The organism is Nonomuraea sp. NPDC001699 (assembly GCF_053596455.1).
The window spans coordinates 157,662-176,367 of sequence record NZ_JBSFGF010000018.1 but is presented as its reverse complement, the minus strand read 5'-3'; the positions used below and the strand labels follow the sequence as shown (position 1 = coordinate 176,367).

General features: G+C 73.3%; 15 protein-coding genes. 9 read left to right on the top strand and 6 right to left on the bottom strand.

Going from position 1 to position 18,706, the window contains the following annotated elements; genetic code table 11:
- Window positions 1-13 precede the first annotated feature (13 nt).
- Window positions 14-1,369: an amidohydrolase gene (locus tag ACWCSU_RS38490; RefSeq protein WP_449941770.1), complete on the bottom strand. Its 1,356-nt coding sequence runs from the start codon at window positions 1,367-1,369 to the stop codon at window positions 14-16.
- A gap of 83 nt (window positions 1,370-1,452) precedes the next feature.
- Between ACWCSU_RS38490 and ACWCSU_RS38485 the strand changes: the two genes are divergently transcribed.
- From ACWCSU_RS38485 to ACWCSU_RS38475, 3 genes are read left to right on the top strand one after another with little or no spacing between them, the layout of a single operon-like run.
- Window positions 1,453-2,556, top strand: a complete 1,104-nt coding sequence (locus ACWCSU_RS38485; protein WP_357693701.1) for a zinc-binding dehydrogenase — start codon at window positions 1,453-1,455, stop codon at window positions 2,554-2,556.
- A 10-nt stretch (window positions 2,557-2,566) separates the two neighbouring features.
- Complete coding sequence (locus tag ACWCSU_RS38480; RefSeq protein WP_357693699.1) at window positions 2,567-3,520, top strand: aldo/keto reductase; 954 nt, start codon at window positions 2,567-2,569, stop codon at window positions 3,518-3,520.
- Window positions 3,517-5,763: an arylsulfatase gene (locus tag ACWCSU_RS38475; protein WP_449941767.1), complete on the top strand. Its 2,247-nt coding sequence runs from the start codon at window positions 3,517-3,519 to the stop codon at window positions 5,761-5,763. Before ACWCSU_RS38480 ends, ACWCSU_RS38475 begins: the two co-directional genes overlap by 4 nt.
- A 4-nt stretch (window positions 5,764-5,767) precedes the next feature.
- On the opposite strand, the gene ACWCSU_RS38470 is transcribed toward ACWCSU_RS38475, so the two are convergent.
- Window positions 5,768-7,093: a glutamine synthetase family protein gene (locus tag ACWCSU_RS38470; protein ID WP_449941766.1), complete on the bottom strand. Its 1,326-nt coding sequence runs from the start codon at window positions 7,091-7,093 to the stop codon at window positions 5,768-5,770.
- A 128-nt stretch (window positions 7,094-7,221) separates the two neighbouring features.
- Between ACWCSU_RS38470 and ACWCSU_RS38465 the strand changes: the two genes are divergently transcribed.
- The 4 genes from ACWCSU_RS38465 to ACWCSU_RS38450 are packed head-to-tail and all read left to right on the top strand — an operon-like array spanning window position 7,222 to window position 11,256.
- Window positions 7,222-8,028, top strand: a complete 807-nt coding sequence (locus ACWCSU_RS38465; protein ID WP_357693693.1) for an acetoacetate decarboxylase family protein — start codon at window positions 7,222-7,224, stop codon at window positions 8,026-8,028.
- A 25-nt stretch (window positions 8,029-8,053) separates the two neighbouring features.
- On the top strand, window positions 8,054-9,514 hold the full coding sequence (locus ACWCSU_RS38460) for an aldehyde dehydrogenase (RefSeq protein WP_449941764.1): 1,461 nt from the start codon (window positions 8,054-8,056) through the stop codon (window positions 9,512-9,514).
- Entirely contained in the window at window positions 9,507-10,415 is a 909-nt protein-coding gene (locus tag ACWCSU_RS38455) for a 3,4-dihydroxyphenylacetate 2,3-dioxygenase (protein WP_449941762.1), read from the top strand. Before ACWCSU_RS38460 ends, ACWCSU_RS38455 begins: the two co-directional genes overlap by 8 nt.
- Window positions 10,408-11,256 (top strand): fumarylacetoacetate hydrolase family protein, encoded by an 849-nt coding sequence (locus ACWCSU_RS38450; protein WP_357693687.1) that lies wholly within the window; start codon window positions 10,408-10,410, stop codon window positions 11,254-11,256. The genes ACWCSU_RS38455 and ACWCSU_RS38450 overlap by 8 nt, the downstream gene beginning before the upstream one ends.
- Window positions 11,257-11,259: 3 nt before the next feature.
- Here ACWCSU_RS38450 and ACWCSU_RS38445 read toward each other — a convergent pair whose 3' ends face one another.
- From ACWCSU_RS38445 to ACWCSU_RS38435, 3 genes are read right to left on the bottom strand one after another with little or no spacing between them, the layout of a single operon-like run.
- Entirely contained in the window at window positions 11,260-11,700 is a 441-nt protein-coding gene (locus ACWCSU_RS38445; RefSeq protein ID WP_357693685.1) for a GNAT family N-acetyltransferase, read from the bottom strand.
- Window positions 11,678-12,403, bottom strand: coding sequence for a gamma-glutamyl-gamma-aminobutyrate hydrolase family protein (locus tag ACWCSU_RS38440; protein ID WP_364087121.1), 726 nt, complete (start codon window positions 12,401-12,403; stop codon window positions 11,678-11,680). The genes ACWCSU_RS38445 and ACWCSU_RS38440 overlap by 23 nt, the downstream gene beginning before the upstream one ends.
- On the bottom strand, window positions 12,400-13,878 hold the full coding sequence (locus ACWCSU_RS38435) for an aldehyde dehydrogenase (RefSeq protein WP_449941759.1): 1,479 nt from the start codon (window positions 13,876-13,878) through the stop codon (window positions 12,400-12,402). Before ACWCSU_RS38435 ends, ACWCSU_RS38440 begins: the two co-directional genes overlap by 4 nt.
- 171 nt (window positions 13,879-14,049) lie before the next feature.
- On the opposite strand from ACWCSU_RS38435, the gene ACWCSU_RS38430 reads away from it, so the two are divergent.
- Window positions 14,050-14,514 (top strand): hypothetical protein, encoded by a 465-nt coding sequence (locus tag ACWCSU_RS38430; RefSeq protein WP_357693679.1) that lies wholly within the window; start codon window positions 14,050-14,052, stop codon window positions 14,512-14,514.
- Window positions 14,515-14,658: 144 nt separating this feature from the next.
- Window positions 14,659-17,775, top strand: coding sequence for a glycosyl hydrolase 115 family protein (locus tag ACWCSU_RS38425; RefSeq protein ID WP_449941757.1), 3,117 nt, complete (start codon window positions 14,659-14,661; stop codon window positions 17,773-17,775).
- Here ACWCSU_RS38425 and ACWCSU_RS38420 read toward each other — a convergent pair.
- The gene (locus ACWCSU_RS38420; RefSeq protein ID WP_449941755.1) at window positions 17,733-18,596 is read right to left on the bottom strand and encodes a polysaccharide deacetylase family protein; all 864 of its coding nucleotides are present in this window, start codon (window positions 18,594-18,596) and stop codon (window positions 17,733-17,735) included. The genes ACWCSU_RS38425 and ACWCSU_RS38420 overlap by 43 nt on opposite strands.
- Window positions 18,597-18,706 lie beyond the last annotated feature (110 nt).

Below are 18,706 nucleotides of genomic sequence, written 5' to 3'. Positions count from 1 at the left end.
CCGGCCCCGGCGGTCAGTCCAGGGCGACCCCCTCGCGGAGGTGGACGATCCGGCCTCCGGTGACGGTGGCGTCGACCGCGACCTCGGGCAGGTCCGCCGGGGCGACCTCCAGAGGGTCGCGTTCCAGGACGCAGAAGTCGGCGACCTTGCCCGCCTCCAGCGACCCCTTCCACGCCTCCGCGCCGTCCTGCACGGCGGGCGCGGTGGTGTAGCAGCGCAGCAGGCGGGCCATCAGCCGGGGACGGGGGGCCCGTTCGCCCAGCAGCGCGCACGCCGCCGCCACCTGCGCCCGCCAGTCGGGCGTGGTCACCGGCCCGTCGCTGCTCAGGGTGAACGTCACCCCGCTCGCCAGCAGCTCCTGCAGCGGCCAGGCCGCGCCCGCGACCTCAGGGCCGAGCGCGCCCGCCACCCAGTCCGCCGTGGCGACCGCGATCACGGGCTGCGTGGTCAGGCCCATGCCGAGCAGGCCCATGCGGGCGATCTGGGCGGGGTTCACCAGGTCGCCGTGGATGACGTAGTGCCGTCCCGCGGCCCCCTGTTCCAGCTCGGCCACCGTGTCCACGAACGCGTCGATGGACCGGTCGCCCGTGGCGTGCACGCCGACCTGGAGGCCCGCCCGGTGCGCCAGCCGGATCATCGTGCGGAGGTTGTGCTCGCGCCCGGCGTCGTCCGCCCCCGCCACCAGCAGCGATCCGCGGCCGCCCGCGGTGTAGGGGTGGCAGGTCCAGGCCGACCCCATGGGTGGGATGCCGTCGGCGAAGATCTTGAGCCCGGCCACGTTCAGCCAGGCGGGGTCGGACCGGGGGAGCGGCGCGTCCAGGCCGGCGGCCACGTCCTCCAGGGTGCTGGGGCCGTCGAGGGTGCCGAACAGCCGCAACGCGGTCACCCGCGCCCGCAGCTCGCCCTCCTCGGCCAGCCTCGCGTAGGTGTCCAGGACGGCCTGGGAGAAGCAGCCGGTCTCGCCGTCGTCCTCGCCGGGGCCGAGGCCGGGCTCGGTGTAGCTGGTGATGCCGAGCGAGGCGCAGATCCGTCCGGCGCGCAGGATGGCCGCCCGCCTGGACTCCTCGTCGGCCAGCAGCAGGCCCTGGTGGGCGGACAGGCCGTGCTCGCTGATCAGGGTGTCCGGCCAGACCGCGCCCAGCCAGGCGGCGTGCAGGTGCGAGTCGTTGATGCCCGGCAGGACCGTGCGTCCGGCCAGGGAGAGCACCCGCGTGCCCGGCCCGGCGTGCGCCAGGGCCTCCTCGTCCGTCCCGACCGCCACCAGGCGTCCGGCGCGCACCGCCAGGGCGCTCGCCCGCCCGTCGCGGGCGTCGAAGGTGAGCACGTTGCCGCCGACCGCCACGAGGTCCGCGTACTCGTCCGCTGACACCGGGTTCCTCCTGAGGGGCTGTAATTGTTTGTCAACGAGTGTAGATTAACCACACTTAACGGTCGAAAGCCACGAAGGTGACCATGCCTACGAGAACCGCCGCCGCCGTCCTCACCGAGCACGGCAAGCCCCTCAGCCTTCAGGACGTGCCGCTGCCCGACGCCGTCGAACCCGGCGCCGCCCTGGTCCGCATCACGTGCACCACCCTGTGCGGCACCGACGTGCACCTGTGGGCCGGGCAGATGACGTTCCCCGGGATGCTCCCGATGATCCTCGGTCACGAGATGGTCGGCGAGGTCGTGGAGGCCGGGCCGGGCACCACGGACGCCCTCGGCCGCCCGATCGGCGCGGGCGACCGCATCGGCTGGTCGGAGTCCACCTGCGGCCACTGCTACGGCTGCGCCGTGCTGCGCCAGCCGGTCGCCTGCGCCAACCGCGGGTACGGCTTCACCCAGCGCGCCGACCGCCCCCCGTACGCCACGGGCGGCCTGGTCGAGTACTGCTACGTGACCCCGGGCGCGGCCAAGCTGCTGCTGCCCGCCGACGTCAAGGACACCTGGGCCTCGATGTCGGGCTGCGCGGCCAAGACCGTGCTGCGCGCCGTGGACCGGGCCGGCGGCATCAGGACCGGCTCGACCGTGGTGGTGCAGGGCGCGGGCGCGCTCGGCATCTTCGCCACGGCCGTCGCCAGGATCGCCGGCGCGGGCCGGGTCATCACCGTGGGCGGCCCGGACGACCGGCTGGCCGCCGCTACGCGCTTCGGCGCCGACGCGACCGTCTCGACCGACCTGGGCAAGGACGAGCGCGTCGCCCGGATCAGGGAGCTGGCCGGGGAGCGCGGCGCGGACTACGTGTTCGACCTGGCCGGGGCGCCGACCGTGGCCGAGGAGGCCGTCGCGGTGGCCGCCCAGCGCGGGACCGTGGTGATCGTCGGCTCCACCGGGTTCGAGCTCGCGCCCGTGCCGCTCGGCGCGGTCATGGGCAAGGAGCTGACCGTGGTCGGCTCGCTCAACGGCGACATCGCCGACTACCACCGTTCGATCGAGTTCTTCCAGACGTTCGCCGGCCGCATGCCGTGGGACGAGCTGTTCAGCGAGCCCGTCGGCCTGGCCCGGGCCACCGCCTGCGTCGAGTCGATGTCCAGGCTCGGCCAGATCAAGGCCGTCGTCGACCCCCGCCTGCCCTAGGAGCCCCACCGTGCAGACCATCCCGCGCCGCCGCATCGGGCGCAACGGACCGGAGACGGGCGTGCTCGCGCTCGGCTCCTGGCACACCTACGACCGCATGGACTTCCACGACGCGGTCGCCATGATCCGCGAGGCCGTGGACCGCGGCATCGACCTCTTCGACGTCGGCGTGTACGGCTTCCCCGGCATGCCGCCCGTCTTCACCGACGTGATCTTCTCGGCCCTGGTGCGCGCGGCCGGCCTGCGCCGCGAGGACTACCTGCTCTCCTCCAAGCTGTGGCTGGAGGGCTACCCCGAGCACAGCCTGCGCGACCAGCTCCACAACGCCCTGTTCCGCGCCGGCGCCGACCACGCCGACCTCGTGGTGCTGGGCGACCTGCGGCACGACGGCGTGGACCTGCACCGGCTCGTCCTCGACCTGGACGGCCTGGCCAAGGAGGGGCTGATCCGGAGCTGGGGCGTCAACAACTGGTCGGCGACGAACGTGCAGACGCTCATCGACGCCGCCGCCGGGGAGGGCGTCGAGGGCCCGGCCATCGCGCAGCTCAAGTACAGCGTCTCACGCCGGTCGATCCCCGACGGGGCGCCGTTCGCCCGGATCTTCGCCCAGGGCGTCACGTTGCAGTCCTCCGACGTGCTGGAGGGCGGCGTGCTGCTGGGCAAGGGCGTGGACCGGCAGGTCGGCCGCGACCCCGGCGGCATCAGGGAGCGCATCGCGGCCTCGGCGGCCGAGCTGGCCCGCCTGGCCGCCGAGCTGGACGCCACCCCGGCGCAGGTGTGCGTGGCCTTCACCCTCACCCACCCGGCCAACACCACCACGCTGTTCGGCGCGACCGGCCTGGAGCAGTTGCGCGACAACCTGGCGGCCGTGGAGCTGGTCGAGCGGGTCGGCGCCGAGGAGCTGCGGGCCCGCGTGGCGCCGCTGTGGGCCGACAAGGACGCCGTCGATCCGGAGGGCCCGTGAGCACCCCGCCGAGCAGGGGTTACGAGGGCTTCGGCGGCACGGTCCGCGAGCTGGCCTCGCAGTCCACGCCCTGGTGGCCGCCGCAGCGGCGGGCCCGTCGCGGCGCGCCCAACGTGGTGGTCGTGCTGGTGGACGACCTGGGCTTCAGCGACCTGTCGCCGTTCGGGTCGGAGATCGACACGCCGCACGTGCAGGCGCTGGCCGAGTCGGGCTACCGGTTCACCAACTACCACAGCACGCCGCTCTGCTCGCCCTCCAGGGCCGCCCTGATGACCGGGCTCAACCCGCACCGGGCCGGGTTCGCGATGGTGGCCCACGTGGACCCCGGCTATCCCGGCTACCGGATGGAGATCGCGCCGGAGGTGCCCACGCTGGCCGAGTCGTTCCGGGCCGGCGGGTACGCGACGTTCATGGTCGGCAAGTGGCACCTGACGATCGAGTCCAAGCTGCACGACGGGGCCGACAAGAGCTCCTGGCCGCTCCAGCGCGGCTTCGACCGCTACTACGGCTCCATGGACGGCTTCACGTCCCTGTTCCACCCGCACCGCCTGATCAGCGACAACGGCCCGGTCCCCGACGAGGGCTTCCCGGACGACTTCTACCTGACCGACGCCCTCACCGACCGCGCCATCGGCATGATCGACGGGTTGCGCGCCAACGACGCGGACAAGCCGTTCTTCCTCTACTTCGCCCACCAGGCCGTGCACGGCCCGGTGCAGGGCAAGCCGGCCGACGTCGCGAAGTACCGCGGCCGCTACGACGCGGGCTGGGCGCGGACCCGCGAGGAGCGCTTCGCCCGCCAGCTCCGCGACGGCCTCTTCCCCGAGGGCACCAGGCCGTCTGACCCGGACCTGCCGCCGTGGGAGGAGAACACCGAGCTGTACGCCCGCCACATGGAGGTCTACGCCGCCGCCGTGGACGCCGTGGACCAGAGCCTCGGCCGGCTGGTCGAGCACCTGAAGCGCATCGGCGAGTACGACAACACCGTCATCGTCGTCACCAGCGACAACGGCGCGACCGCCGAGGGCGGTCCCGAGGGCACGCGCAGCTACTTCAGCCGCTTCGTGCGCCTGGCTGGTCTGCCCGACGACTGGTGCCCCGACGTGCCACGCGACCTCGACCTCGTCGGCGGCCCCCAGGTCCACGGCCACTACCCGCGCGGCTGGGCGAACGTCTCCAACACCCCGTTCCGCCTCTACAAGGGCCACGCCCACGCGGGCGGCATCCATGTGCCGTTGGTGCTGTCGTGGCCGGCCGGCCTGCCCAGGGGAGCCGGCGACCCGGGCGTGCGCGACCAGTACGCCTACGTCACCGACGTCGCCCCCACCCTCCTCACGCTGGCCGGCCTGGACCGCCCCCAGGACGTGGACGGCGTGCCGTTCGACCACTTCCTGCGCGAGCGCGACCGGCCGAGCCTGCACCGCTCGCAGTACGTCGAGTGCGGCGGACAGCGCGGCTACTTCGAGGACGACTACAAGATCATCGCTCCGTCGCTCGGCCACGACTGGGAGCTGTACGACATCGCCCGCGACCCGGCCGAGACCGCCGACCTGGCCGCCGAGCAGCCGGAACGGGTCGCCGACCTGGCCGCGAAGTGGCGGGCGGCGGCCTGGCTGAACACGGTCTTCCCGCTGGCCGACACGCCCGACATGCTGGAGACCCGGCCGCCGACCGAGCTGCCGCTGTCGGAGCCGGTCACCATCCGCCCGGGCACGCCGGTGCTGGAACGGTTCCGGTCGAGCAGGCTCACCTCGATGCGCTCGTTCACGATCGAGGCGTGGCTGGAACGGCGGCCGGGCGACGAGGGCGTGATCGTGGCCCACGGCGACCAGGGCGGCGGCTACGTCCTGTACGTCGAGGACGGCGAGCTGCGGCTGACGTACAACGCCTACGGGGTGCCGGTGCGGGCGGGCGGCCCGCTCCCGGCGGAGGGGCCGGTGACCGTCACGGCCCGCTTCACGGCGCTGCCGGCGATGCGCTGGGACATCGAGGTGCTGGTGGAGGAGAGGCCCGTGCTGGCGGTCGAGGGGGTCCCGCAGCTGCTGGGCATGGCCCCCTTCACCGGCATCAGCGTCGGCTTCGACTACGGCGGCCCGGTGGACTGGGAGCTGCACGAGCGCCGCGGCGTGTTCCGCTACCGGCGTGGCCTGGACCGGGTGCGGTACGTGCCCGGCGAGAAGGCGCCCTACAACCCGGAGATCATCGCGCTGGCCGAGGACCTGGCGCAGCGCGCGATCGAATGACGGGTCACAGGTGGTAGGCGTACTCGCCGAACTCCCAGTCGGTGACGTGCCGCTGGAAGCGGGCGACCTCGTCGCGCTTGTAGGCCAGGAAGGCGGCGGTGAAGTCCTTGCCGAGCAGCTCGGTGAGCTCGCCGTCGGCCTCCAGGGCGTCCAGGGCGTCGGGCAGGGTCATCGGCAGCACGGGGGCCTTGGAGGCGTCGTAGCCGTAGCCGACGAGCGGCGCGGGCGGCTCCTCGGCCGCCCGCACGCCCAGCAGCGCGGCGGCCGCCGCCCCGGCGACCAGCAGGTACGGGTTGGCGCTGGCGTCCCCGAGCCGCAGCTCGAACCGGGTGCCCGCGCCGCGCTCCGGCGGGATCCGGAGCATCGCGCTGCGGTTGTCGAGCCCCCAGTCGACGAGCCAGGGGGCCAGCGTGTCGGGGCCGAACCGCTTGTAGGAGTTGACCGTCGGGTTGGCCAGCGCCGCCAGCGCGGGGGCGTGGGCCAGCACGCCCGCGATCGCGTGCCGCGCGGTCGCCGACAGCCCGTATGGCGCGGCCGGGTCGTCGAAGGCGTTGCCGCCGTCCTCGCCCAGGCACGACAGGTGCAGGTGGAACCCCGACCCGCCCTCGTCGTTGAACGGCTTGGCCATGAACGTCGCCAGCCTGCCCTCCACCCGCGCCAGCTCCTTGACCGCCACCTTGAACCAGAAGGCCCGGTCGGCCGCGTCGAGCGCCTCGGAGTGCCGCAGGTTGATCTCGAACTGGCCGCTGCTGAACTCGTGGTTGCCCGCCGTCACGCCGAGGCCGAGGTCGCGCAGGTGCCGCAGCGTGCGGGTGAGGTGGCCGTCGGGGTCGCCGCGGCGGCCGGCGGTGTAGACGTTGCCGGTGGCCTCGGCGTAGCGCTGCCAGCCGCCCGCGGGGGCCGGGTCGCACAGGAAGTACTCCAGCTCGGGCCCGACGACCGGGCGCAGGCCCTGCTCGGCGCACCGGGCCAGCACGGCGCGCAGCAGGTCGCGGGGCGACTCGGGGGCCGGGGCGCCGGTGGCGGGGTCGACGACGTCGCCGTGGCACCAGGCGACGCCGGGCTCCCACGGCAGCGGGGCGAGCGTCGCCAGATCGGGTATGACGGCGATGTCGGGCAGCCCCGCGTCCAGGCCGCCGCTGATGTCGGCGGTGCCGCCGCGCGGGGTGGAGTGGTAGACCGCCCGGCAGAAGGCGAGACCGTGATCGACGGCGTCGGGCAGCGACTCCAGCAGGACGTCGCGGGCGCGGTCGGTCCCGGTCAGGTCGGGGTAGGTCACGCGGACCACGTCGACGCCCCGCTCGGTCAGGCGGTCGATGTGCTGCTGCACCGGTCTCTCCTAGGGTCGTTTGACGCCAAACGTAACGGGCGCGTATTGGCCGCCGCAAGACCTGTTGACTGATCGGCCCAGATGTTCCTATTTTATTTGGAACCAAACGAGTTTCCAGGAGGACCATCTTGGCCGGCGTCCGCGGCTACTTCCACCCCAAGACGGCCACGGGCCGCTCGTCCCTCGTCCCGGAGCCGCCGTGGCACTACTCCGGCGACCTGCTCACGATCGAGTACCGCACCGACCCCGGCCGGGTGCGCGAGCTGCTGCCCGAACCGCTGGAGCTCGCCGAGGAGGACCCGGGCGCGGTCGCGCTCATCTGGGCCGACTGGCAGTCCTGCGCCGGCTCCCGCGAGGAGCTGCTGGACCCGGTGCGCTCGCAGTACAAGGAGGCGTTCGCGGTCGTCCGCTGCTCCTACCGGGGGCGGACGTACTCCAGGTGCGTCTACATCTGGGTGGACAAGGACTTCGCCGTCGCCAGGGGGCTGCACCAGGGCTACCCGAAGAAGCTGGGGTCGATCCACCAGACCAGGCCGCACCCGTACGGGCCCGCGCCCCGGATCGAGGCGGGCGCCCGGTTCGGCGCGACGCTGGCCGCCGCCGACCGCCGCCTGGCCCAGGCCGTGGTGACCCTGCGCGAGCCGTCACCGCACAACGGGTTCGTCAACGGCCACCCGATGGCCCACCACCGCTGGCTGCCCGCCATCGGCAAGGGCGGCGGGCTGGCGCTCGACGAGCTGGTCGAGTCCGGCGCCGCCGCCTTCGAGGCCGGCCAGGCATGGGCGGGCGACGCCGAGCTGGAGCTGTTCGACGCCCCGACCGAAGAGCTGTCCCGGCTGGCGGTCCGCGAGCCCATCGGCGCCTACTTCCGCCAGGTCGGCGTGGTGTGGGACGGCGGCACACTCCTGGAATCCGGCACGTCCGGCGCGCACTAGCCCCGTGAGAAGGGAAGCACCTGACATGTCCGAACACATCACCGTCGCCGGGGTCACCGTCGACACCCGCCACTGGATCGGCGGCCGGCGCGTCGCCTCCGAGCGCACGTTCACCGACCTCTCGCCCATCGACGGCACCGCGCTCGGGGAGATCGCCCGCGGCGGCCCCGCCGAGGTGGACGCCGCCGTCACCGCCGCCCAGGACGCCTTCCCCGGCTGGGCCGCCACCCCGCGCGCCGGACGGGCCGCCGTGCTGCGGGCGATCGCCGACGGCGTGGAGAAGCGGCTGGAGGAACTGGCCGCCGTCGAGACCCGCGACAACGGCGCCCTGCTGCGCTCGCACCGCCGCGGCGTCATGCCCCGCGTGGCGCACAACTTCCGCTTCTTCGCCGACTGGCTGGAGGGCCTCGGCCACGACGACTTCGACACCCGCGGCCACGCCAACCACGTCTCCTGGGACCCGGCCGGCCCCTGTGCGCTGATCACGCCGTGGAACGCGCCCCTCATGCTGGCCACCTGGAAGATCGCCCCCGCGCTCGCCGCCGGGAACACGGTGGTGCTCAAGCCCGCCGAGTGGTCGCCGCTCACCGCCTCCCTGCTGGCCGACGTCGCCGCCGCGGCCGGGCTGCCGGACGGCGTGCTCAACGTCGTCCAGGGGTTCGGCGACGAGGCCGGGCAGGCCCTGGTCGAGCACCACGGCGTGCGCCGCGTCAGCTTCACCGGCTCGGTGCCGACCGCGCGGCGCATCGCCCGCTCGGCCGCCGCCAACCTCACCCCGCTCAGCCTGGAGCTGGGCGGCAAGTCGCCGCTGCTGGTCTTCGCCGACGCCGACCTCGACCTGGCCGTCGACCTGGCCGTCGAGCAGTACGACAACGCCGGCCAGGTGTGCCTGGCCGCCACCCGCCTGCTGGTCGAGTCGCCGATCGCCGAGGAGTTCACCCGGCGCTTCACCGAGCGGGCCGCGGCCCTGGTCCAGGGCGACCCGCGCGACGAGGCCACCGACATCGGCCCCAACATCCACCCGCGCCAGGTCGAGAAGATCGACGCATTCGTCCGCCGGGCCCTGGCCGCCGGGGCCCGCGCCGTCATCGGCGGCGAGCGCGGGGACGGCCTGTACTACCGGCCCACCCTGCTCACCGACGTGGCCCAGGACAGCGAGATCGTCCAGGAGGAGGTCTTCGGCCCGGTGCTCACGTTGCAGACGTTCGACACCGAGGAGGAGGCCGTCCGGCTGGCGAACGACACCCGCTTCGGCCTGGCCGCCACCGTCGCGACCGGCGACCGCGAGCGCGCCCGCCGGGTCACCGAGCGGCTGGTCGCGGGCACGGTCTGGGTCAACTGCTTCTTCGTGCGCGACCTGCGCGCGCCCTTCGGCGGCTCCCGCGAGTCCGGCGTCGGCCGCGAGGGCGGCACCTGGAGCTTCGACTTCTACTGCGACCTGAAGAACACCGTCACCGCGCCGAAGGGCTGGAACGACCATGGGTGAGATCGTCGGGGCGGGCCTGCTCGCGCACGTCCCCACCATCGTGCTGCCCGAGCGGGTCCGGCTGGAGCTGAACGGGGGCAAGGAGATCACCCTGGTCACCGGCCTGCGCGAGCTGCGCCGGGACGTCTTCGAGCGCGACGACTACGACACCGTCGTGGTGCTGGACTCCCACTGGGCCACCACGGTCGAGTTCGTGGTCACCGCCCAGCCGCGCCGCGCCGGGCTGTTCACCTCCGAGGAGCTGCCGCGCGGCATGTGCCGGATGCCGTACGACTTCCCCGGCGACCCCGAGCTGGCCCGCAACGTGGCCTCCTTCGCCGACCGGCACGGCACCTGGATCACCCCGATCGACGACGACTACCTGCCGATCTACTACGCCACCACCAACCTGTGGAAGTACCTCGGCGAGGGCCTGCCCGGCAAGCGCTGGGTGAGCATCGGCGTGTGCCAGACCGGCGACATGGAGGACCACCTGCGGCTCGGCCGCGCGCTGGCCGACGGCGTCGCGGCCACCGACCGCCGGGTGCTGGTGATCGCCTCCGGCGCGCTGTCGCACACGTTCTGGCCGCTGCGCGAGCTGCGCGACCACGAGGCCAGCGACCCGCGCCACATCTTCACCCCCGAGGCCCGCGCCGCCGACCTCCAGCGCATCGAGTGGTTCAGGCACGGCCGCCACGACGAGGTCCTGCGCACGATGCCGGAGTTCTGGACGTACAAGCCCGAGGCCCGCTTCCACCACTACGCCATGCTGGCCGGCGCCCTCGGCGAGGAACGCTGCACCGCCCCCGCCCGCCAGTACGGCGAGTACGAGAACTCGGTCGGCACCGGCCAGGCGCTGCTCTGGTTCGACCGCCCGTCCGGCGGCTGGACCGCACCCCGACAGGAGAACGCCCATGCCTGAGTACCGCCGCGTCCTGCTCGACGGCGCCGTCACCGAGACCGTCCGCGACGGGGACGACCTCGTCGCCGGGGACGGCCGCCGGATCAGGGCCGAGGAGGCCGCGCACCTGCCGCCGGTCGTCCCCACGAAGATCATCGCGGTGCACCTCAACCACCGCAGCCGGGTCGAGGAGTTCCGGACCCGGCTGCCGGACGCGCCGACCTACTTCCACAAGCCCACCTCCGCGCTCAACTCCCACCGGGGCGCGGTCGTGCGGCCCGAGGGCTGCAAGTGGCTCAACTACGAGGGCGAGATCGCCATCGTCATCGGCCGGACCTGCCGCAACATCGCCCCCTCCGAGGCCGCCGAGCACATCGCGGGCTACACCGTGGCCAACGACTTCGGGCTGCACGACTTCCGCGACACCGACGCCGGCTCGATGCTGCGCGTCAAGGGCTCCGACACGCTCTGCCCGCTCGGCCCCGGCCTGGTGACCGGCTGGGACTTCCGCGGCAAGCGGCTGCGGACGTACGTCAACGGCGAGGTCGTCCAGGACGGCAACACCGACGAGATGACGTGGGACATGCACTACCTGGTCGCCGACATCGCCCGGACGATCACCCTCTTCCCCGGCGACGTGCTGCTGTCGGGCACCCCGGCGGGCTCGCGGCCCGTCCGGCCGGGGGACGTGGTCGAGGTCGAGGCCGAAGGGCTGGGCCGGCTGACCAACCACGTCGTGACCGGGCCGGTGCCGATCCGGTCCGACGTGGGCGCGCAGCCGACGGAGTCGGAGGAGGTGCGCTCGACCGCGCTCGGCGGCGACTGGGAGTTCAGGGGCGTGCGCGCGCCGCGCCGCCCGTGAGGCTCACAGGGGCCGGCTGAGGATGCGGCGGCCCTCGTCGCGGAAGCCGCGCTTGCCGTAGTAGGCGAACAGGTGGCCGACGTCGGCGCCGTTCGGGGCGATCACGATCTCCAGGGTCGTGCAGCCCCGGGCGGCGGCCCAGTGGCGGCTGTCCTCGATCAGCCGCTCCGCCTCGCCGCGCCGCCGCGCCCCCGGCGTGACGAACAGGTCCTCCAGCTCGGCGTAGAGACCCTGCTCCAGCCCGAACGCGGTCGTGGTGATGCCGAACGCGACCAGCGCGCCGTCGCTCTCGCTGACCGCGACCCGGGCCTCCGGCGAGGCGATCAGCCTGGTGAGGTTGGCCTTCAGCGTGTGCGCCGGGGTGGTGAAGCCGTCCTCGGCGTAGAAGGCGACGGCGAGGTCGTGCAGTGCGGGCAGGTCCTCAGGGACGGCGGCGCGGATCATGGCAGCCATGATGCCCCGATTCGCGGACGAGCGCGTCGAACAGGGCCTGCTGGGCCGGGTCGCGACGGGCGGTGTCCTCCGGATGCCACTGGACGGCGGTGAACCAGCCGGGCAGGCCGTCGTGCTCCAGAGCCTCCACCGTGCCGTCGGCGGCGTGGGCGGCGGGGGACAGGCCGTCGCCGAGGCGTTCGACGCGCTGGTGGTGGAAGCAGGACGCCTCGACCTTCCGCGTCCCGGCCGCGCGTTCCAGCAGGGTGCCCGGGAGCAGCGACACCGGGTGCACGACGTGCCGGTGCCCGCCCTCGGGGCCGCCCATGTCCTGCTCCAGGGTGCCGCCGAGGGCCACGTTGACGACCTGGAGCCCGCGGCAGACGGCCAGGGTGGGCAGCCCGGCGGCCAGTGCGTGGCGGGCCAGGGCCAGGTCGAAGGCGTCCTGCTCGTCGTCCACGTCGTAGACGTCCTGGTGGGTGTCGGGGGCGCCGTACCGGTGGGGGGCCACGTCGCCGCCGCCGGGCAGGAGCAGGCCGTCGAACCTGGCCATCCGGCCCGCCACGTCGTGCTCGTCCGCCGGATGGATCGTCGCCGGCTCGCCGCCCGCCCGCCACACGGCCTCCACCAGGGCGCGGGCGCTCACCTCGGCGGCGTACCGCAGGGCCGAGGCGGTGGCGGAGAAGCGGGCGGGGATCGCGATCAGGGGTCTCACAGCTGGATCCAGGTGGTCTTGAGCTCGGTGTACTTCTCCAGCGCGTGCGCCGACTTGTCGCGGCCGTTGCCCGACTGCCGCATGCCGCCGAAGGGCACGGTCAGGTCGCCCTCCTCGTAGCAGTTGACCCAGACGGTGCCCGCCCTCAGCGCGCGGGCGACGCGGTGCGCGGTGCCCAGGTCGGACGTCCACAGGCCGGCCGCGAGGCCGTACTCGGTGTCGTTGGCCAGGCGGACGGCCTCCTCCACGTCGTCGAAGGCCAGCACGGACAGCACCGGCCCGAAGATCTCCTCCCTGGCCAGCCGGGAGCCGGGGTCCACCCGGTCGAAGACGGTCGGTTCGAGGTACGTGCCGCCGCTGCCGGTCAGGATCCGGCCGCCGCCCGTACGCAGCCGCGCGCCCTCGGCGAGCCCGGCCTCGACGTGGCCGCGCACCCGTTCCAGGTGGGCCTCGCCGACCAGCGCGCCCATCTCCGTGGCCGGGTCGAGCGGGTCGCCGACCCGCAGCGTACGGGCGCGGGCGACCACGGCCTCCGTCACCCGCTCGGCGACCGACCGGTGGACCAGCAGGCGGGAGGGCGCGGTGCACATCTCGCCCTGGTTGAAGAAGATGCCCCAGGCGGCGGTGGCGGCGGCGGCCTCCAGGTCGGGGGCGTCGGGAAGGATGATGTTGGGCGATTTGCCGCCCAGCTCCAGCCATACGCGCTTGAGGTTGGAGTCGGCCGAGTAGCGCAGGAAGTGCCGCCCGACGGCGGTGGAGCCGGTGAAGGCCAGCACGTCCACGCCGGGGTGCAGGCCGAGCGCCCGCCCGGCGGTGGGGCCGTCGCCGGCGACGACGTTCAGCACGCCCGGCGGCAGCCCGGCCCGGGTGGCCAGCCGGCCCAGCTCCAGGGCCGACAGCGGCGACAGCTCCGACGGCTTCAGCACGACCGTGCACCCCGCGGCCAGGGCGGGGGCCACCTTCCACGAGGCGAGCGTGAGCGGGAAGTTCCACGGCACGACCGCGCCGACGACCCCGGCGGGCTCGCGGGTGACCAGGGCGAGGGCGTCGGCGGGCACGTGCGGGGCCTCGTCGGCCAGCTTGCCGGCCAGTTCGCCGTACCAGCGGAAGGTGGTGATCGCGGCGCGCAGCTCGATGTCGTGCGCGTCGATGATCGGCTTGCCCATCTCCAGGCTGACGAGCAGCGCCAGGTGCTCGCGCCGCTCCTCGATCAGGGACGCCAGCCGCACCAGCGCCCGCCCGCGCTCGGCGGGCGCCATCCGCGGCCACGGCCCGGAGTCGAACGCCCGTCGCGCCGCCGACACCGCGAGCCCGACCTCCGCCTCGCCCCCGTCGGCCACCTCGGCCAGCACCCGGCCGTCGCGCGGCGAGCGCACCGGGAAGGACGCGCCGCCCGGCTCGTCGGCGCCGTCGATGTGGTGCGCGGACGGCGGCACCAGCGCCGCGGCCCGGCTCAGCCATTCCTCGTGGGTCACCGCTTGTTCGGTGGCGAACGTCTGGCCGTGAGTCCCTGCGTCCGCCGGGTTTTCCATCGTCGGCCCTTCTGTCGTGGACGGGGGTGAAACAAAAATGTATGGGCCCAAACGATCGCCAGTCAATGGCCTGCCACGACTCGCGGGATAGGCTTCCGGCGGAGGGAGGACGAGATGGACGGCAGAAACCCCGCACTCGCCCGCTTCGACGCGCTGACCGGCCGGTGGGCCCTCCAGGCCAAGGTGCCGGGGCTCGGCGCCGCCCGGTCCGAGTTCACCTGGCTGGAGGGTGGCGCCTACCTGCGCCAGCACACCGAGTCCGGCCCGGTCCCCGACACCGCGCCCCTGGAGTGGCGGCGGAACTCGCCGTTCCCCGCCACCTCCCTGATCGGCCTCGACGACGCCACCGGTGAGTGCGCGATGCTCTACGCCGACGTCCGCGGCGTTCACCGCGTCTACCGCACGACCCTCGACGGCGGTGTCTGGCGCGTCTGGCGCGAGGCGCCCGGCTTCAACCAGCGTTTCACCGGCGAGATCTGCGACGGCGGCGACCTGATCGAGGGCCGCTGGGAGATGTCGGAGGACGGCCTGGCCTGGCGCCTCGACTTCGAGCTGACCTACACCCGCGACCTCGCCTGAGCCGGGAACAGGGCTCGCCGGATCGTTGACCGGGCGTCCGGGGTCGTTCTAACATCCGCATGCCTGTATCCGAAAATTTCCCATAATATTCGAAACTTTCGGTCGGCTCCTCGCACGTCCCCGCACCCTCCCGGAGAACGTGACATGAGAAGATCCAGCCCGTTCGCGCGCTTCCTGCTCTCCGTGGCCCTCGCCGCCGCGGCCGTGCCGACCACCGGGCCGATCACAGTGCCACCCGCCCGCGCCGCCGCCGCCGCGCCGGCCGGCAAACCCGGATACATCGCCTTCACTCCGGGCCCCGGCCGGTTCCCGCTGGTCGCCGCAGGGAAAGCCGCGCCGATCGTGGTCAGCGCCGCCGACCACGAAGGCGTCGTCCGCGTCGCCGGCGATCTGCGGGACGACATCGAGCGGGTCACCGGCGTCCGGCCCGCCCTCGCCACCGACCAGGCCCCCCGGCGCGACGACGTCGTCCTCGTCGGGACGATCGGCCGCAGCCCCCTCATCGACGGCCTGATCAAGGCCGGCAAGCTCGACGTCTCCGGCATCGCGGGCAAATGGGAGACCTCGCTGGAGCAGGTGGTGCAGAACCCGCTGCCCGGCGTGCGGCGCGCGTTCGTGATCGCCGGCAGCGACCAGCGGGGCACGATCTACGGCGCGTACGACGTGTCCCGGGAGATCGGCGTCTCGCCCTGGTACTGGTGGGACGACGTGCCCGTCCGCCACCGGGACACGCTGCACGTGCTGCCCGGCCGCCACACCCAGGGCACCCCCAAGGTCCGCTACCGCGGCTTCTTCATCAACGACGAGAACCCGAACCTGGGCACCTGGGCGCCGAGGTTCTTCGGCCCAGGCAAGGCCCAGGGCTACCCGGGCGGCTTCAACGGCCAGTTCTACGCCAAGGTCTTCGAGGTCATGCTCCGGCTCAAGGCCAACTACCTGTGGCCGGCCGTCTGGGGGCGCGCCTTCGCCGAGGACGACCCCGACAACCACCGGATCGCCTCCCGCTACGGCGTCGTCATGGGCACCTCGCACGAGGCCCCGATGATGCGGGGCATCGAGGAGTGGAACCGGCACGCCGTCGCCGCCGTACGCGACGCCGCCGGGAACATCGTCACCCCCGGCCACGACCCGTACGGCGGGACCGGCGAGTGGAGCTTCCGCCGCAACGGCGAGGCCATCAAGAAGTACTGGGCCGAGGGCATCCGCCGGATGCGCGAGCAGGACTTCGAGGGCGTCGTCACGCTCGGCATGCGCGGCAACGGCGACGTGAGCCTGCCCGACGGCGACGGCATCGAGCTGATGCGGAGCATCCTGGCCGCCCAGCGCGAGATCCTGGCCGAGGAGAGCGGCGAGGCCCTGGAGAGCATCCCGCAGGTGCAGACCCTCTACAAGGAGGTGCAGCGCTACTGGGACCAGGGGCTGCGCCCGCCCGACGACGTGACCGTGGTCTTCTGCGACGACAACTGGGGCAATATGCGCAAGCTCCCCGACCAGTCGCTGCCGAAGCGCGCCGGCGGCTACGGCATGTACTACCACTTCGACTACGTGGGCGGCGGACGCAACTACAAGTGGGCCGACACGATCAACCTGGCCGGCACGTGGGAGCAGCTCGACCTGACCTACCGCTACGGCGTCGACCGCCTGTGGGTGGTCAACGTCGGCGACCTGAAGAACGAGGAGCTGCCGCTGCAGTTCTTCCTCGACTACGCCTGGGACCCCGACAGCCTGCCGATCGACCGGCTGGGGGACTGGGAGCGCGCGTACGCGGCCCAGAACTTCGGCCCCGAGCACGCCGCCGAGATCGCCGCGATCCTGCACGACTACGGCACCCTCCAGGCCCGCCGCAAGCCCGAACTGCTCAACCGCCGCATCATCGTGGACCCGGCCGACCCTGCGAAGGTCACCTACGACGACCGCGACACGCCGTTCAGCCTGACCAGCTACCAGGAGATGGACCGGGTCACGGCCGAGTGGCGGCGCCTGGCCGACCGGGCCGCCCGCGTCCGGGCCGCGCTGCCGGCGGCGTACGGCGACGCGTACTACGAGCTCGTGGACTACCAGGTGCAGGCCACGGCCAACCTCTACGCCCTGCGCAACGCCCAGTTCACCAACCTGCTGTACGCCAGGCAGGGCCGGGCCGCCGCGAACGACCTGGCCGACCTGGCCCAGCGGCGCTTCGACGACGACCAGGCGCTGAACGCCCGCTACGGCACGATCGCGGGCGGGAAGTGGAAGGACTTCCAGCTCCAGCCCAAGATCGGCTACGGCGACGTCGAGCGGTACGGCCCCAACGCCCCCTGGCAGCAGCCGGAGAAGGACAACGTGGCCCTGCCCGACGCCTTCTACCCGCAGCTCGTGCGCGCCTCCGTGCCGGACGGCGCCGACATGGGCGTGGCGATCGACGGCTCCGACCAGTGGTGGCCGCAGGCGCGGGAGGAGGCGGTGCTGCCGGCGTTCAGCCCGTACCAGACCTACCCGGGGCAGTACATCGAGGTGTTCAACCGGGGCGGCACACCCTTCGACTGGACGATCAGCGCCGCCGTGCCGTGGATCTCGGTCAGCCCCGAGGCCGGCAGCGTCGGCAAGCAGGTACGGGCCGCCGTACGCGTCGACTTCTCCCGCGCGCCCAAGGGCAGGACCGAGGTGCCCGTCACCGTCACCGGGCCGGGCGGGACGAGCGTGACCGTCAAGGCCGTCGTGGACAATCCGGCAGGGCCGGTCAAGGGGTTCGTCGAGGCGGGCGGCCAGGTCACCATCGACGCCGCCCACTACGGACGGGCCGTCGGCCGCTGGCGGACCATCCCCGACCTCGGCCGCAGCTCCGACGGCGTGACCCCGCTCCCGCAGACCGCCCCCCGCGTCACGCCCGGCGGGGACAGCCCCCGGCTGGAGTACACGATGACGCTGTTCACGGCCGGTCAGGTCAAGGTCTCGGCGCTGCTGTCACCGCGTAACAACGTGCTGCCGTCCGACGGGCTCCGGTACGCCGTCTCCATCGACGACCAGCCGCCCCAGACGGTCGACATCACGGCCGTGACCGGCGCGAACGACACGACCATGAACCGCCAGTGGGAGCGCAACACCTCCGACAACGTCAACGAGACCACCACCGTGCACACGGTCACGACCCCGGGCACGCACGTGCTGAAGTTCTGGATGGTGGACCCGACCGTCGTCCTGCAACGGCTCGTGGTGGACACCGGCGGGCGCCTGCCCAGCTACTTGGGGCCGCCCGAGAGCCGGCGGGCCGGCGCGTCGTAGACCACCTTCGGCGGCCGGCCGCCGAACAGCTCGCCGACCGTGACGAAGCGGTAGCCGCGGGCGGACAGGCCCTTCAGCACCCGCGGGAGGGCCTTGACCGTGGTCGGATGGATGTCGTGGAACAGGATGACGCTGCCGGGGCGGACCCGCTTGAGCGCGACGCGGGCCACCCTGGCGCTGTCGCGGTGGGCCCAGTCGAGGGTGTCCACGCTCCACAGGACCAGCGGCCGGCGCGCCTGCCGCCGCACGTCGCGGTCCATCGCGCCGTACGGGGGACGTACCAGGCCGGGCACGACGCCCGTGGCCGACTCCACGGCCCGGTCGGTACGGGCGAGCTGGGACCTGATCGCGGCCGGCGTCAGCCGGGTCAGGTCGGGGTGGGACCAGGTGTGGTTGCCCAGCTCGTGCCCGGCCCCGACCGTGCGCCGGACCACGTCCGGGTAGGCGGCGACGTTCCGGCCGACGACGAAGAACGTGGCGCGGGCCTGGTACTTCGCCAGGTGCCGCAGGAGCGTCCCGGTGTAGGGGCCCGGGCCGTCGTCGAAGGTGAGCGCCACGCACTTGACCTTGCGGCAGTCGACCTTCTCCGCCGGGCCGCCGGACGGCTCGGCGGACGGCTCGGCCTGGTCCGGCTTCCGGTCGGGCTTCGACTCCGGGGAGGCCGACGGCGTCGGATGCGTGGGGGTCGGATGCGTGGGGGTCGGATGTGTGGGGGAGGGCGTGGGGCCGGCGGGGGTGGCCCCCGTGAGCGCGGTCGTGACGGCCAGCATCGCCGCGGCCATTGCGACACCGGACAGACCCGGCCTCATGGCGCTGTTCATGGCGTTCCCCCTCATGCACCGCCCCCGGTGCGTCATCCCCTGAGATCAGCCCACAAGGACCGTTCCAGAGAGTTGGACACCAGATCCGCCCGCAAGGTTCGCAAGAGCGA

Coding starts and splice junctions, on each gene's coding strand:
- ACWCSU_RS38485 (WP_357693701.1), top strand. CDS start 1,453: ATGCCTACGAGAACCGCCGCCGCCGTCCTCACCGAGCACGGCAAGCCC.
- ACWCSU_RS38430 (WP_357693679.1), top strand. CDS start 14,050: ATGGACGGCAGAAACCCCGCACTCGCCCGCTTCGACGCGCTGACCGGC.
- ACWCSU_RS38425 (WP_449941757.1), top strand. CDS start 14,659: ATGAGAAGATCCAGCCCGTTCGCGCGCTTCCTGCTCTCCGTGGCCCTC.
- ACWCSU_RS38450 (WP_357693687.1), top strand. CDS start 10,408: ATGCCTGAGTACCGCCGCGTCCTGCTCGACGGCGCCGTCACCGAGACC.
- ACWCSU_RS38455 (WP_449941762.1), top strand. CDS start 9,507: ATGGGTGAGATCGTCGGGGCGGGCCTGCTCGCGCACGTCCCCACCATC.
- ACWCSU_RS38445 (WP_357693685.1), bottom strand. CDS start 11,700: ATGATCCGCGCCGCCGTCCCTGAGGACCTGCCCGCACTGCACGACCTC.
- ACWCSU_RS38460 (WP_449941764.1), top strand. CDS start 8,054: ATGTCCGAACACATCACCGTCGCCGGGGTCACCGTCGACACCCGCCAC.
- ACWCSU_RS38420 (WP_449941755.1), bottom strand. CDS start 18,596: ATGAACAGCGCCATGAGGCCGGGTCTGTCCGGTGTCGCAATGGCCGCG.